Below are 15,963 nucleotides of genomic sequence, written 5' to 3'. Positions count from 1 at the left end.
TCGCGCAATGAGGAAGTTTGTCGCAAGCGACCGCGCTCGGCGCGAGAATGTGCCAAGGCACATTCTTATTTACGGAGGAAAAGGGATTTGAACCCTTGCGCCGGTGCTACCGACCTACTGGTGTTCGAAGCCAGACCCTTCAACCACTTGGGTATTCCTCCTGTTATTGCTAACTTGTTAATTATACAATACTTTTCCTGCTTTGGGTAGTAGGCAAATCGTTTTTATTTGATTTCTTCTATATAGTAAATGTAATCAAGAGAGCGCAGTGCTTCAATGATGTCACTGTGTTTTTTATCTTTTTTCAGTTCCTGACTGTCCACAGTCAGAGAAACCGTATACACGCTGAGACCGGAATTTAAATAAGCCGGATTTGCCTCAATATCATCAATGCGGATCCCCAGTTTACGGATCGTCGCTACAAAATCCTGAAGTTTGAAACTGCTCTTTAATTCCAGATGCACCTCAAAATGATTGGAACGGTCTTTTAAATAACGCTCTGCAGATGGGAACAGGGAAATCCCACAAAGAAGTGCCATAAAGATCACAAATGCGGAAATATACATTCCGGCCCCAACCATTAAGCCCATAAAACCGCAGGCCCAGAGTGCTGCAGATGTAGTCAGTCCCTTGATCTGGTTCTTGGAACTGAAAAGAATGGAGTTGCCGCTTAACATGGCAATGCCCACAACGGCCGCTCCTGAAATAACAGGGATCCCAAAAGAAAATTCACTGGACAGATACAGATCTGTGAACACGGCTGCTGTAGCAGATACACTGACCAGCATAAAAGTCCTCATACCTGCGGAATGACGCTTGCTGGAGCGTTCACATCCAATGATCGCCGCCAGCGCCAGTGATAATAGGATCCGCAGGATCACCTGCATTCCTATTCCTTCCATCATCCATCCCTTTGTCAGTTCTGCTGTTATATGTCCCATATCAATACGTCCTCCTTGCTCTTAAATGATTGCGCAGCGCCCCCACTGCTTCGTACTGCTCATTGGCAGCTTCCAAAAATGCCTGTTCTTCCGGAGAAATATTCTCTTCTGTTTCCGGTATTTCCTGCTGGATCTCATGGATCCGCTCGATCAGCATTTCCAACCGGGTCACCGGATCTTTTTCTTTCGCCTCTTTTGGCAGTTCAATATCCCCATAGGATCCGGACAGATACAGGGACAATTTTGCGCATGCCGGACCCGTCAGTTCATAAAGTACACTGGATGCAAGAATAACGGTCTGCAGATCAATCCCCATCTGACCGCCTAAAGTTCTTGCTCCCAGAGCCGCCAGACCAATGGCTACGCCTGCCTGAGGCACCAGTGCCAGCCCCAGATAATTGCGCACCTGTTTTTTCTTATGTACTGCAAGACAGCCTAAATAAGCACCTGCGTATTTTCCTATGACACGTGTCAGGAAATATGCCACTCCGATCACTAAAAGGGAAGCCCCGTCTTCTCCTGCTGAGGGATTAAGAAGCGCATCTAACCGGAAGGAAAGTCCGGACCGTACAAAAAACAAAAGCAGGATCGGCGGACTGAAATAATTTAACTGTTTAAACAGCTTATCATCATCAGATAAATTAATATAAATGGTTCCCATGGACATACATCCCAGAAGAGGGGATACATCTGCCAGAGAACAGATTCCGCAAAAAGCAAACAGTGCTGCCACCGATATGATCAGCCGGTTGTCTTTGTATTTTTTCTTTGGCATCATGCATTTTAACAGCCAGCCAAAAATACCGCCTAACACCAGTACTGCCCCATTGATCAGGATCGGTTTTAAGATATTTCCCACCTGGAAACCACCAGTCCCGGAAAGAGCTGCCAGCGCAATAGAAATAGCCGCACTGTACTCCACCAGACCAACCACATCATCCAATGCCACCACCTGCAAAAGAGTATCAACAAAATCTCCCTTCGCTCCGGTCTGACGGATGGTCATGATGGTGGACGCAGGAGCTGTAGCTGATGCCAGAGCTGCCAGTACAATGGAAAATGCCAGATTTAAGTGGAGCACCCCATAAACCGCTGCAAATACACATACCGATGCCAGCACCGCTTCCATAACCGTGATCACGATCACCTTCCAGCCGTTTTTCTTTAACACGGAAAAGCGAAAAAATTCCCCTGTGCTGAATGCAATAAAAGCAAGCGCGATATCTGAAAGAAAATCCATCCCATCTATGACCTTCACCGGCACCATATCCAGACAGTAGGGTCCCATAAGGATCCCTGCCAGAATGTACCCCGTTACATTTGGCAGTTTAAACTTTCTGGTGATGCGGGTCATAAGATAACCAACAAACAGCATCAGTGCAATGGTGATAATGACCACCGATGCCTGGCTTGTTGCATGGTAAAATAAAAATGACTTCATGCTATAACCCCCTCGTTTTCCTTGTGTGTCATGCTTCTATATGATATACTGTTTTATAATAAAAGCAAATTATTTTATTTTTATGTATGATAAATTTTATTTATTATACACAATAAGGAGGTACCATGCTCGGTTCAAAAATAGAAACTCTGCTGGCAGTAGCTGAATTCCAGAATTTTACAAAAGCGGCTGCTTCTCTCTCCCTTACCCAGCCGGCAGTCAGCCATCATATCAATCAGCTGGAAGAAGAACTGGGAGTCACCCTTTTTATCCGCGGAAAAGGCAGTTTAATGCTGACCCCGGAAGGTGAGATCGTCTTAAAATATGCCCGAAGGATCAAAGCGCTGTATGGAAAGATGGAGACGGAGATCGATAATTCCAGAAAACAGCTGACCAAAGTCCGCATCGGCATCACCCACACCTCGGAAAGCAACCTGATCACGGAGGTTCTGGCCCGTTGCAGCAATGCTGATAATAATTTTTCAATAACAATTATTACGGATACCATAAATAATCTTTATGATATGTTGGATAATTACGAGATCGATCTGGCTGTTGTGGACGGAACGCCAACCGGGCATTCCCTCTGTTCCCTGATGTTAGCTACCGATTATCTGGTGTGTGTTATGTCCATCCGGCATCCTCTGGCCAAACGTGCCATGGTCACTTTATCAGAATTAAAACAGGAACGGATGATCCTGCGGCTTCCTACTTCTGATACACGCATGCTTTTTGAGTCCACATTAAAAAGCATCGGGGACTCCATTGACAATTTCAACATCACTCTGGAAGTTGACAATATCGCCACTATAAAAGACCTGGTACGAAAAGGACTGGGCGTTTCCATCCTGCCTCAGAGTGCCTGCGCAAGAGAACAGAAAAAAGGAAAAATGGCCGTTCTTCCTATTGAAAACTTAAGTATGATGCGTGAGACCAAGATCGTATACAAAAAAGACTTTACCCATATGGATATCCTTCAGGAGATCACCCGGGTATACCATGAAACGGCAAGAAGTTACCAATAATAGACATTTTCCACTGTTTTATAGTTTTACAAATCATCAAAAACAGTGTACAATAATTAGACTGGCCCTTTAAAGCGTTTAAGTGTGTTTCAACGTTTTAACAGGTCCGAAAATGAAAATGACTGGAGATAATTTATGATCGTTCATATAATCGAAGCTGTTTACCACTTTTTGTGGGGAGATCTGGTTACACTGCACCTTTCAGGCACTTCCATTGGTATTCCTCTTCTGGTACTGCTTCTGATCCCAACAGGTATTTATTTTACCTTCCGTACTAACTTTGTATCCGTGCGTCTTTTTCCGGATATGGTGCGTTCCCTGACAGAAAAGAAAGGAAATGGCAACAGCTTATCACCGTTACAGACTCTTTTAGTATCTACCGCTACCCGGGTTGGTATGGGAAATCTGGTGGGCGTAGTGGCTGCTGTTTCTGCAGGCGGCGCAGGTGCTGTGTTCTGGATGTGGCTTTCCGCTATTTTAGGCTCTGCCACTGCTTTTATCGAGGCAACTCTGGCCCAGATCCATAAAGAGGAAGATTCATTGTACGGCGGCTATCACGGCGGTCCGGCTTACTATATCCACTATTATGCAGAAAAAGTCCGTGGAAAGAAACTGAACCACTCTGTGATCGCAGTTTTCTTCGCCTTATCCGGACTCTTATGCTGGTGCGGCATCAGCCAGGTGATCAGCAACTCCGTTGCCTCTGCCTTTGAAAATGCTTTTTCTGTACCACCTATCATCACCACTGTGATCCTGGTGATCTTATCCGCCATTATCGTGCTGCGTAAAAATGCCACCATAAAGGCACTGGATATCATTGTTCCTATTATGGCAGCTATGTATTTTATCATCACTATTTTTATCATTGTGACCCATATCGGACAGCTTCCAGGCGTATTTTCCAGGATTTTTAAAGAAGCCTTCGGACTTCGTGCAGTAGCAGGCGGTGGTTTTGGAGCTGTACTGATGAATGGTGTAAAACGTGGTCTTTTCTCCAACGAGGCTGGCTCCGGTTCTGCTCCCTGCGCGGCAGCTGCTGCTGATGAAAAGGAACCGGTTAAAATGGGACTGATCCAGGCTTTAGGCGTATTTATTGATACCATTGTGATCTGCAGCTGTACTGCCTTTATCCTGCTCCTTGTCCCGGAAGAACTGACCCGTGGCCTTATGGGAATGGAGCTGTTACAGACTGCCATGAACTACCACCTGGGAAGCTTTGGTGTGATCTTCGTAGCTGTGATCCTGGCCCTGTTCAGTTTCTCCACTTTCCTTGGTATCCTCTTTTATGCCCGTTCCAATGTGTCCTATCTTTTCGGAAACCGCTGGCTGTGGCAGACTCTCTATAAGATCCTGGCCCTGATCATGCTCTTCATCGGCGGCATCCAGGCTTATACAGTGGTGTGGGATCTGGGAGATGTTGGCATCGGACTGATGACTATTTTTAATCTGGCAGTGCTCTTTCCTCTTTCAAATGAGGCCTTATCTGCGCTGGCTGAATATGAGAAAAAGAAAAAATATGAATAGCTAAAAAGGACAGAAGGTTGATCACCTCTGTCCTTTTCTTTTCCGAATTTACTTTTTTCTTCTTTTTAATATTTCATGCCAGTACACAGGCACTAACAATGCGCTCGCCCCGATCCATGCAAAGGGCGTTGCAAAGCAGATCCCTACATAACCGATGATCCCTGCAAACACAGTGGTGGATGTAATACGAAAGATCAGTTCAATGATACAGGCTGTAAAGGGTATCCAGCTGTTGCCCATACTCTGGATGGCAGAACGATAGATCTGCAGCACTCCAAGAAGCAGGTAAAAAGGCGCTACGGTCATCAGATAATAATCAGAATACCAGATGATCTCTGCTGTGGGCTGTGTTACAAACATGGGCACGACCAGATGGCGTCCGAAAATGATCATCACACACATAAGAGCATTTGCAATGCTTGTCTGAAGCAGGCAGGCTGCCGTTCCCTTGCGGATACGGTCCCACAGACCGGCACCATAGTTCTGGGCCACATAGTTGGAGATGGCGATACCAAAAGCTGCATTCATAAGTACAGAAAACTGATCCACTTTCGTCGCTGCCGTATATCCGGCAATTGCCTCTGTTCCCAGTGCATTAACGGCTCCCTGCATGGCAAGCTGGCCGATGCACATAACAGACATCTGAAATCCCATAGGAAATCCCATACTCATGTGAGTTTTTATCACAGAACCAAGATTTTGAAAATCTTCTTTCTTCAGTCTAAGTATGAGGAATTTTCTCACGCCTATCACTGTACATAATATTGCTGATAAAAGCTGGCTGAGTACCGTTGCCCAGGCAGCTCCTGCTACTCCCATTTTAAACGGGACAATAAATACTACATCCAGGACAATGTTTAAAAGAGAGGAAAATACAAGGAAAACCAGGGGTGTACGGCTGTCTCCCAATGCACGAAGAATATTGGATATCATGTTATAAAAGATAGTCGCACCGGTTCCTAACAATACAGCAAACATATAATCATAAGCCATATCGTAGATCTTTTCCGGTGTTTTCTGCCAGTACAGGATCTGATGAGCCAGGCCGCAGCAGATCGCCATGATAACCAGTGAGAAAAAAACACATAGAATAATAGACACTGCCACACTGCGACGCATTCCTTTTTCATCTCTTGCGCCAAACCTGTGTCCCAGACAGATACCAAAACCGCCGGTAATACCCTGGATAAAACAGAGTACCAGATAAATAACAATCGCCGTAGAACCAACTGCTGCCAAAGCGTCTGCTCCCAGCGTCCTGCCTACGATCACTGTATCTGCCAGAGTATAAAATAACTGAAATAGATTACCACCGATAACCGGCAGTGAAAATTTTAAGATTACGGAAAATGGATTTCCCTTTGTCAAATCCTATGCCATGACTTTTACTTCCTTTTCATGTTTTTCCCCAATCAAACCAATACACTTTATACCTTCTGTTTTCCCCGTGTAAAACAGTCTGTGATCAGCCTCCATAAAGGAAGGGCATACAGATAACACCCTGCAAACAGCGCAGTCCCAGGTGCTCCCATAGAAGCTAAAGGAACAGCGCCTGCAATGGACCATGGAATCAGCGGTGCGATCACAATGGTACCGTCTTCCAGATACATGGCCATTTTCTCCTGATCTGTCACCAGCTTATTACAAAGCTGCTCTGTTACCAGTGTAGCCAGCGACTGGTTGCAGGACACTGCACAGGCGATCACAGAAACCGGAAGTACAACGGCAAAAGGCGCCAGCTTTTCTCCTGCTTTTATGATCTTTTCCTGTAAAGGCAGCAAAAGCCCTGTTTTCTCAAAAATACCGGAATAACAGGAAGACAGGCACACTACAGCTACCACTTTTATCATGGACTGGATGCCGCCCCCATTTAGCATTTTACTGATCTGGGCATCCTCTGAAACATAGCCAAATACCATAGAGTATAAAGTTTCCGTAAGAGGACGATGCTGGTAGACCAGACAGATCACAAATGCCAGAAAAATACTCACTGCCATAGCCTTTTTCACTTCTACTTTGCATATTGCTAAAATAAAAATGGCTGCTGCCGGGATCAGAGGGATCAGTCCCATACGGAATTCTCTTGAAAACAGCTCCCCTGCTCCTGCTGCCGCACTGCCGGAAGCAGACTGCAGCCATCCCATTACCAGGTATGCCACACAGGACATCACAAAAGGAACGATAGAATCTTTCATCAGTTTCGGTATATTTTTATACATATCCGTATGGGTCACTTCTGCCACAAGCAGAGTGCTGGTGGATACAGGCGAACACCGGTCCCCGAAAAAGGCGCCGGATATAGCTGCTCCGCCTGCAAGGGCAAGGCTTATATCCATTGCCTGGGCCATGGCAATACAGATGGCTCCCATAGTGGCTGCCGTTCCAAAGGAAGTTCCGATCAGAAAAGATACCAGGCTGTTTAACAAAAAGGTAAGCAGCAAAAATACGGAAGGTGTGATCAGCTGCACACAATAGCCAACAATAGCCGGGATCGTTCCTGATGATCTCCATAACCCTGTAAGAACTCCGATGATCGTCATAGTGATCAGCACATTTTTTACTGTATTTACGCCTTTTAAACACATTTTCCCCGTCTGTTCCAGGGTAAATCCACATTTCAAGCTGTATGCCGAAAACAGGATCAGACCTGCTATCAGGGCATACAAAATAGGGACACCTGCCGCCAGCGCACCGATCAAAAGCACTGCAAACAGTGTCAGCACCGCCAATTCCATTCTACACCTCGTTTTATCTTCTGTAATTTTATTCTAAACCGCTTTTAATGCCTGTTTCTGGAACATTTCTCCGCATCAATGGCCAGCACAAACATCAGCACATGAAGGGCATCTTTCGGATCCGCAATATCCAGTATATAGGTATCCGTCATATGGAACAGTTCCTTGGAGATCACTGCCACTTTCCGCCCATCGGACGTCGCGATCGTATAGTCCCACTCCATAAAACTTCCCTGGATCTCCCAGCCGTTAAAATCAATATTGTAACACGGCTTTAAGAACGAAAATTCCTTGCTGAGGCAGCCTATGTACTGCGGACCTTCATACAGCTCAAACTTTGGCAGAAAAGTAAATACCCGCTCTTTCACTGTCCCCACTTCACGGCCGGCCACATCATATATCTTCAGGCAGTGTCCCCAGGAAAGCTGACCTTTCACTGTGTATACAGTATTCTCATTTTCATCATAAATATCATAGCTGTCAAACCAGGAAAAGAAGCGTTGACGGAACAGAAGTTTCATAATGTAACCCCCTTTTATAACCGGATTATTTTACACGGATCAGTTTTGCTACGGTTTCACAGTTAGCAGTTGCCGGGAACATGTCTACAGCTACTGCCCTTTCCAGCTTATAACCTCTCTCCTGTAAAATCACCAGATCTCTTACCAGGCTGGTTGGCTTACAGGAAATGTAGACCAGATGATCCACACCAAAATTAATGATACGGTCTAATGCCTTTGGATGGATGCCGTCTCTTGGCGGATCTAAGATGATCAGGTCTGGCTTTTCGGTTATCTCATCGATCACCTTTAATACATCTCCTGCAATAAATTCGCAGTTATGCAGACCATTTGCTTCTGCATTTTCCTTTGCTGCGCCTACTGCCTCTTCTACGATCTCCACCCCTACTACCTTCTTTGCTACCGGTGCAATGATCTGGGAAATGGTTCCGGTTCCGCTGTATAAGTCGAAAACTACTTTATCCTTTGTTTCTCCTACATAACCTCTGGCTGTCTCATAAAGCACCTCTGCTCCCAGAGAATTGGTCTGGAAGAAGGAAAATGGGGTGATCTGGAATTTCAGGCCCAACAATTCTTCATAGAAATAGCCTTTTCCATAAAGAACTGTAGTTTCATCGCTCTGTACCACATCTGCCAGAGTATCATTGCGGATATGAAGGATACCTGCAAAACTTCCCTCCATTTTAAGAGCTAACAGTGTTTTCTTCCACTCTTCCAATAACACTTTTTCTGTTTCTAAGGACTGTGGCATTCCTTCTTTGCCGGTCTGTCCGGAAGTAACCAAAGCTACCAGGATCTCACCTGTCTTAACAGCTCTACGCACCAGCAAATGTCTTAAATAGCCCTCATGCTGCAGCTTTCTGTAATAGCCCATGCCTTTTTCTGTAAAATACTCTAAGGTAGCTGTTAATATTTTACGGAAATCCTCATGGACAATATGACACTGCGGGGTATTTACAATGTCATAAAAACTGCCTCTGCGGTGCATTCCCAGTGCCAGGGGACCACCCTTATATTCATCACCAAAAGAGAATTCCATTTTATTTCTGTAGCCATCAGAAACGGGGCTTCCCTTGATACCTTCAAATTCATAGGACTTGCACACACTGTCTAAAAGTGATTTGATCTGTCCCTCTTTGATCTTTAACTGTTCTTCGTATGGAAGGCTCTGGTACAGACAGCCGCCGCATACGCCAAAATGAGGACATGCGCCTTCCTTTCGTTCCAGTTCAGAGGCTTCTAACACTTCTAAAAGCCGTCCTTCACATTTTCCATTTCTTTTTTTATTGATCACAAACTGTATTTTCTGTCCAGGAATGGCATTTTTCACGATCACTTTTTCCTCGCCTACATGAACAATACCTTTGTTTGGGAATTCTACCTTTTCTACAATCGCTTCGTAAATCTCGCCTTTTTTCACTTTTCTACTCCTTATTTTGTATTCTGTCACTTTAAATATTTCAGTCTATCACTTATTTATCACAAATATGCCCGAATAGCAACCTATACCTAAGAAAAGCGTGTCCCTTTTATATGAGACACGCTTTTAAAATTATAAGATTTTACACCTGTTATGGCTTCTTTCTTATTTTATTCAGCTTTTTCCTCAGCCCTCTCTTCTTTCTTTTCGCTTTTCTTCTCTTCTGCCTTTTCATCCTCGAAGAAGTCATCGTCGAAGTCATCATCGAAATCGTCTTCAAAATCTTCCAGATAATCAGGGGTAAAGAAACGGTAAACTGCGTATGCAATACCTGCTACTGCTGCTACTGCACCGATAATAGCCAGTACCCAGAGAATACAGTTCTTTTTCTTTTCATCTTCTTCTCTCTTGTGGATCAGTTCGTTGATACGGCTGGTATTCATCAGTTCTTCTACACGGCTTAAAGCCTCTTTTCCCATGGTATCCCATCTTTCTCTGTCAAATCTGTTCATAGCAGGTCCATCCTTTCTGCACTTATTTTCCTTGTTATTTAGTATACCATAAACTCTTACTTTTTACTACTGTTTTCAGACACGTTCCAGCTTTGCAAATCCCGCTAACATCTTCTTCTGGCCACCTTTGTCAAACTCTACCGTGATCTCATAATCCCTTGCCCCGTCTATGATCTCTTTTACAGTTCCTTCGCCAAATTTTGCATGTTTTACACGGTCCCCTTCTTTGTAGTCAAGGGATGCTGCTTTCTGGACTGTAAATGTCTTTCCAAAGCCCGGCTTTTTCTTTGGCTCTAAGCTTTGCATGCTGCTGCCAAAACCGCCCATTCCAGAACTTTTACTGCTTCCCGTTGGTGATGCTGTTTTAGAAGCATAGGCATTATATCCCATTCCAAACCGGCTGACACCGCTTTTAGTGCCCTGGTTCCATGGAAGTCCTGACTCGTCAAAGTCATCCTGCTTTCCTTTTCCAAGGACCGGCTGCAATTTATCCGTATCTAAAAGTTCCGGCGGGATCTCATTAATAAAGCGGCTTGGCTTGGACCATCTGGTCTCTCCGTTTACCATGCGCTGTCTGGCTGCTGTGAGCACCAGTTCCTTCTTTGCCCGGGTGATACCTACATAACAAAGCCTGCGCTCTTCTTCCATTTCTGTCTTATCACCAGACATAATGGACATCATTCCCGGGAAAAGCCCGTCCTCCATACCTACTAAATAGACCTTTGGAAATTCCAGGCCCTTGGCACTGTGAAGGGTCATTAAGGTTACCCTGTCTTCCGAGTCATCTACATTGTCAATGTCCGCAACCAGCGCCACCTGCTCCAAAAATTCATCCAGTGTAGGATGTTCACTGTCTTCTTCGTAGGCAGCTGCTTTGTTGATCAATTCCTCAATATTTTCCAGACGGGTCTGGGCCTCGATCTCGCCCTCTTCCTGAAGTTCCTCTTCATAACCCGTATCTTCCAGAATATGATCGATCAGATCTTTAATAGAGTACTCTTCTGAATGTGCCATCGCCCGGAAGGCTTCCATCTGGGCAATAAAACGGCTGATCTTTTCTGCCGCCTTACCGATACCCGGGATCTGTTTTGCCTCTTTTAAAGTATCATAAAAGCTCATTCCATGTTCTGACGCAAAGGCAGTCACCCTTCCAATGGTAGTGGCGCCGATCCCCCGTTTCGGCACATTGATGATACGGATCACGGAAAGGTCATCCACTCCATTTGCAATAGTCTTTAAATACGCCAGTACATCCTTGATTTCTTTTCTCTGATAGAAGTTGACTCCACCTACCAGTCTGTAAGGGATATTATAGAAAATACACCGCTCTTCTATCAGTCGTGACTGTGCATTGGTCCTGTAAAGCACTGCCTGATCCTGATAGGAATATGAACTGTCACGGATCTGGCGGGCTACAAAATCCGCCTCATCCCTTGCTGTATCAAACTGCTTAAATAAGATCTTGTCTCCTTCACCGTTGGCTGTCCACAGAGTCTTATCCTTTCGCCCGAAGTTATGACGGATCACTCCATTTGCCGCATCCAGAATATTCTGGGTAGAACGGTAATTCTGCTCCAGTTTGATCACCTTTGTGCCTGGGAATGTATGTTCAAAACTTAAGATATTCTGGATATCCGCACCTCTGAACCGGTAAATAGACTGGTCATCATCACCCACTACGCAGAGATTGCGGTACTTGGAAGCCAGGAGGCTTACCAGCTTAAACTGGGCCATATTGGTATCCTGGTACTCGTCTACCATGATATATTTAAAACGTTCCTGGTAATAGTCCAGTACCTGCGGGTTATTCTGGAACAGTTCTACAGTCTTAACGATCAGGTCATCAAAGTCCAGGGCATTATTTTTGCGCAGCTGCTTCTGGTATTCTTTATAGATCTCCCCTGTCTTCTTTTCCCTGAAATCCGCTCCTGCATTTAACAGAAACTCTTCCGGAGTGATCAGCTTGTCCTTTGCAGAAGAAATAGCTGCCAGGACAGACCGTTCTTTAAACTGTTTGGTATCAACATTCATTGCCTTAAACACCTGACGCATCAGGGTCTTCTGGTCATCACTGTCATAAATGGAAAAACTGGTGGTATAGCCCAGACTTTCAATATGACGGCGCAGGATGCGCACACAGGAAGAATGGAAGGTGCTGACCCATATACTCTCTGCCCCAAAGCCAACCAGGTCATCCACACGTTCCCGCATTTCCCCGGCTGCTTTATTGGTAAAAGTGATCGCCATGATGTTCCATGGATTTACCCCACATTCATCGATCAGATAAGCGATCCTGTGGGTCAGGACCCTTGTCTTTCCGGAACCGGCGCCTGCCAGTATAAGAAGAGGGCCGTCTGTATGTAAGACTGCCTCTTTTTGTTTTGGATTTAATGTATCATAAATGCTCATATTATTACCGCCTTTTTTTCTCTGGAGTCATTATAACATCCCTGTACCTATCCTGCAAGCAGGCACAAAAACAAATGTTCTCCCTAAACACAAAAATGCCATGTTCCAGGCGTTCTCCATACAGCCTGAAACACGGCATTCTGTTCTTATTTTCTCCGAACCCTTTAATAAAGATCGGTCATTTTCATTATTTAGCCCTTTACAGCACCTTCCATCATACCTGCTTTCTGGAAACGTTCCAGGATCAGATACAGTATAATGATAGGAATGATAACTAATGTGGTACCTGCAAGGATAACAGGCCATGGTGTAGACAAACCTTCACTGACTGGCAGTAAGGAAATGGTTACCATCAATGTGTATTTTGCCTGTTTTCTTAAGTAAAGTAATGGCCAGAAGAAGTCATTCCATCTTGCGATCAGTGTGATCGCACCCCAGGAAGCCATAGCCGGCTTGATAACCGGAAGGATGATCTTCATAAAGATACCAAAATCCGTACAGCCGTCAATTCTGGCTGCTTCTACCAGTTCATCCGGAACATCGGTGATATACTGGTTCATGTAGAAGATACCAACTGCTGTTGCAATTCTTGGGATAACTAAAGACCAGAGGCTGTTGATCAGTCCCACTTTTTTCATGATGATGAACAGTGGTACAGAACCAACTTCCGGCGGTACCAGCATGGTAGCAATTACAAAATAGAATAAAACTGTCTTTCCCGGGAATTTATACTTTGCAAAAGCAAAACCTGCCAGTGCACAGAAAAACAGGGAAGTTACAGTACCCATAATGGTGGTAAATACACTGTTAAATGTATTCTGGCCTACAGGGATCATCTCAAACAGACGTTTGAAATTGCCCAGTGTAGGATGAGTTACAAGAATTGAGTTAAAGCCGGTAATGCTTTCAGAAATGTCTTTGATAGAGATCAGGCACATCCATACAATAGGGAACAGACATACAATAGTGATCAGCACCAGTACCCCATATGTGATCGCGGAAGACATTGCTTTTTTATGGTTCATGTCGGTTCTCCTTTCCTAAATTTCTCCCTGCTTATGACGCACGATAAACTGGATCACAGATATAACGATCAGGATCAGGATCAGTACTACCCCAATAGCAGATGCATATCCCATGTTAAATACATTGAAACCAGACTCATACATGTACTGGAACAGGGATGTATTGGATGTACCAGGACCTGGCAGGATATAGGACTCATTGAACAGTTTCCACATATCTACAGTCAGAGTCACGGAACAGAAGAATAAAATATTCTTTAAAGATGGCAGTGTGATGTACCAGAACTGCTGAAGTCCGGTTGCTCCATCTACAGTTGCTGCCTCATAGTAATCTTTTGAAATGTTCAAAAGACCGGATAACAGGATCATGGTAAACCATGGTGTATATCTCCACACATTCAGGATGATAACAGGGATCTTGGAATACGTGGTACTTGTAAGCCACGGGATCTTACTGCCACCAAATATGGTAAGCAGTTCATTAAACAGACCTACATTTTCATCAAACAGCATACGGAAAATAAGTCCCATAGCGATGGCTGCACAGATATTTGGCAGGAATGTAGCTGTTTTGAAAAATGCTCTTGCGCTGTTGCTCTTTAAAAAACGGCTGTTTAACAGACATGCAATCAACAGTGCACAGAATAAAATAAAGACGAGGCCTGTCAGCCAATAGACAACTGTATTTCCAAGTGACTCCCAGAACATGTTGTCAACCATCATTTTCTTGTAATTGCCCAGACCGGAAAATTCCGGATCCCCAATTCCCTTCCAGTCAGTAAAACTGATGTAGAATGTCCATATGGTAGGAACCAGCTGGAATACGAAAAACAGGATAAAAAAGGGCAGAATAAACAGATAGGGAGCTTTATACTTTTTCAGTGCCTTAAGCATGTTCTACCTCCTCCTTTAGTTACGCCAGGCGGTCTTCTGTCAGTAAACCGCCTGGCTGTTTATAAATAGATTATTTAACGATCTCGGCTTTTCCGATCTTAGCCTTTAAGTTCTTGTCCATGTTTGCAATTGCTTCATCCATGGTCTGGTTGCCTGCAACATAGTTCTCTAACTCTGCAGAAATGATCTCATCTGCTTCAGCATCCTGAGGAGTTACAACCAGGTTCTCTGCGCCATTCTCCAGGCACTTACCTTCCATTTCACGGAAGGACATTCCGCCGTAGAAATCGGATGGTTCTTTCCAGAAGTCAGACTGTAACAGTTCCTTGGAAACAGGGTTGGAATAAGGAGCATTCTGTTCTTCCATGGACTTAACCCACTCTTCTTTTGCAGCTCCGTCAAAGGTGAAATCATACCACATCATACGGAACAGTTCGGAATAAGGATTGTCACCTTTTTCAATGATACCCATGTACTGGGAAACAGGAGCACCTGCCTTGTTTACACCCTCAAATTCAGGTGCGGACATAACTCTCCAGTCACCCTTGGTAGCTTCACAGTTCTTACGCATGAACTCATCCCAGAAAGCGCCGATGCAGAAAGTAGCAACCTGCTTTTTGTTGATTGCATCATACAGAGCCGGCTCCATGATGGTGGTCTTTAACAGAAGTCCTTCTGTATTCATAGTATCAAGAGCGCCTAAAGCTTTCTTGGTTCCTTCGTCAGAACCGATCACAACTTCACCGTTCTCATCCCAGATCTTAGCACCTGCAGATGGCATTAAACCACGACGTCCCCAGTATCTCCAGGTCTTGCTGGTAGGATCGATATAAGATAAGTAAACTTCTCCGTTGCTCTTTTCCTTTAACTGACGTCCAGCTTCGATATAGCCGTCCATAGTCTTCATCATTTCTGGATCAATGCCATACTCATCGAAAATAGCTTTGTTGTAGAACAGAACCTGAGGTCTTACAGAGTCAGGCAGTGCATAGATGTGACCGCTGATGGTTGCATCTGTAGTTGCACCATCTACCATCTTGTCAATAAGTGGGGTCAGGTACTCTGTCTCATCCTTTAATAATCCTGCCTTTGCAAGGTCCTGGATGGTAACAGGGTCTAACATAGCTGCATCCGGAAGGTCATCGGTAGCACCGGAAAGTGCGGTCATTGTGATCTTCTCACGGATATCAGCAGTACCCTTGGTCTGTACAAACTCGATCTTAACATCCGGAGCGATGTCTCTGTGGTTGTCCAGCCAGGTCTCAAACCACTGCTGTCTGTACTGCGGGTTACCCATTGCATATACAGTTACTGTACCAGCCGGGAATACCTGCTTCTCACCAGATGCTTCTGCACCGGTCTCCTCGCTCTTTTCCTCTGCCTTGGTCTCTTCAGCGGCTTTTGTGTCAGCTGTACCTGCGGTATCCTTGGAACCGCCTCCGCATGCGGTCAGTGCTCCGGCTGCCATCATAGCTGCCACCGCCATCACCATTGCTCTCTTCTTCATATATCTTCC

At 44.8% G+C, this 15,963-nt stretch carries 13 protein-coding genes and 1 tRNA gene; 2 read left to right on the top strand and 12 right to left on the bottom strand.

The genetic code is table 11. From position 1 onward, the window contains the following. Positions 1–72: 72 nt before the first annotated feature. From DW251_RS10520 to DW251_RS10510, 3 genes are all read right to left on the bottom strand, one after another. Positions 73–161 (bottom strand) — tRNA-Ser (locus DW251_RS10520). Positions 162–224: 63 nt separating this feature from the next. Then, positions 225–941 (bottom strand): MgtC/SapB family protein, encoded by a 717-nt coding sequence (locus DW251_RS10515; protein ID WP_118301027.1) that lies wholly within the window; start codon positions 939–941, stop codon positions 225–227. Between the two features lies 1 nt (position 942). Continuing rightward, on the bottom strand, positions 943–2,382 hold the full coding sequence (locus DW251_RS10510) for a cation:proton antiporter (RefSeq protein ID WP_118301026.1): 1,440 nt from the start codon (positions 2,380–2,382) through the stop codon (positions 943–945). A 125-nt stretch (positions 2,383–2,507) separates the two neighbouring features. On the opposite strand from DW251_RS10510, the gene DW251_RS10505 reads away from it, so the two are divergent. Then, positions 2,508–3,407: a LysR family transcriptional regulator gene (locus DW251_RS10505; RefSeq protein WP_118301024.1), complete on the top strand. Its 900-nt coding sequence runs from the start codon at positions 2,508–2,510 to the stop codon at positions 3,405–3,407. A 135-nt stretch (positions 3,408–3,542) separates the two neighbouring features. Continuing rightward, positions 3,543–4,931 (top strand): alanine/glycine:cation symporter family protein, encoded by a 1,389-nt coding sequence (locus DW251_RS10500; RefSeq protein ID WP_118301022.1) that lies wholly within the window; start codon positions 3,543–3,545, stop codon positions 4,929–4,931. Between the two features lie 48 nt (positions 4,932–4,979). Here DW251_RS10500 and DW251_RS10495 read toward each other — a convergent pair whose 3' ends face one another. From DW251_RS10495 to DW251_RS10455, 9 genes are all read right to left on the bottom strand, one after another. Next, the gene (locus tag DW251_RS10495) at positions 4,980–6,299 is read right to left on the bottom strand and encodes an MATE family efflux transporter (protein WP_118301020.1); all 1,320 of its coding nucleotides are present in this window, start codon (positions 6,297–6,299) and stop codon (positions 4,980–4,982) included. Positions 6,300–6,358: 59 nt separating this feature from the next. Then, on the bottom strand, positions 6,359–7,666 hold the full coding sequence (locus DW251_RS10490) for a Na+/H+ antiporter NhaC family protein (RefSeq protein WP_021869006.1): 1,308 nt from the start codon (positions 7,664–7,666) through the stop codon (positions 6,359–6,361). 44 nt (positions 7,667–7,710) lie between these two features. Then, positions 7,711–8,187, bottom strand: a complete 477-nt coding sequence (locus tag DW251_RS10485; RefSeq protein WP_021869007.1) for an LURP-one-related family protein — start codon at positions 8,185–8,187, stop codon at positions 7,711–7,713. A gap of 25 nt (positions 8,188–8,212) precedes the next feature. After that, positions 8,213–9,607, bottom strand: a complete 1,395-nt coding sequence (rlmD, locus tag DW251_RS10480) for a 23S rRNA (uracil(1939)-C(5))-methyltransferase RlmD (RefSeq protein ID WP_118301019.1) — start codon at positions 9,605–9,607, stop codon at positions 8,213–8,215. Positions 9,608–9,777: 170 nt separating this feature from the next. Further along, complete coding sequence (locus tag DW251_RS10475; RefSeq protein WP_021869009.1) at positions 9,778–10,119, bottom strand: hypothetical protein; 342 nt, start codon at positions 10,117–10,119, stop codon at positions 9,778–9,780. Between the two features lie 75 nt (positions 10,120–10,194). Next, complete coding sequence (gene pcrA / locus DW251_RS10470; protein WP_021869010.1) at positions 10,195–12,528, bottom strand: DNA helicase PcrA; 2,334 nt, start codon at positions 12,526–12,528, stop codon at positions 10,195–10,197. A 191-nt stretch (positions 12,529–12,719) separates the two neighbouring features. Then, entirely contained in the window at positions 12,720–13,553 is an 834-nt protein-coding gene (locus DW251_RS10465; RefSeq protein ID WP_021869011.1) for a carbohydrate ABC transporter permease, read from the bottom strand. Positions 13,554–13,568: 15 nt separating this feature from the next. Beyond that, the gene (locus DW251_RS10460) at positions 13,569–14,447 is read right to left on the bottom strand and encodes a sugar ABC transporter permease (RefSeq protein WP_118301017.1); all 879 of its coding nucleotides are present in this window, start codon (positions 14,445–14,447) and stop codon (positions 13,569–13,571) included. A gap of 70 nt (positions 14,448–14,517) precedes the next feature. After that, positions 14,518–15,954 carry an extracellular solute-binding protein gene (locus DW251_RS10455; RefSeq protein WP_021869013.1) on the bottom strand — a complete coding sequence of 479 codons (1,437 nt, stop codon included), beginning with the start codon at positions 15,952–15,954 and terminating at the stop codon, positions 14,518–14,520. Positions 15,955–15,963: the final 9 nt, after the last annotated feature.

It is taken from the genome of Clostridium sp. AM22-11AC, from assembly GCF_003473545.1.
Classification (GTDB): Bacteria; Bacillota; Clostridia; order Lachnospirales; family Lachnospiraceae; genus Enterocloster.
The sequence above is the reverse complement of the archived record's forward strand: the minus strand, read 5'-3'. Positions and strand labels throughout refer to the sequence as shown.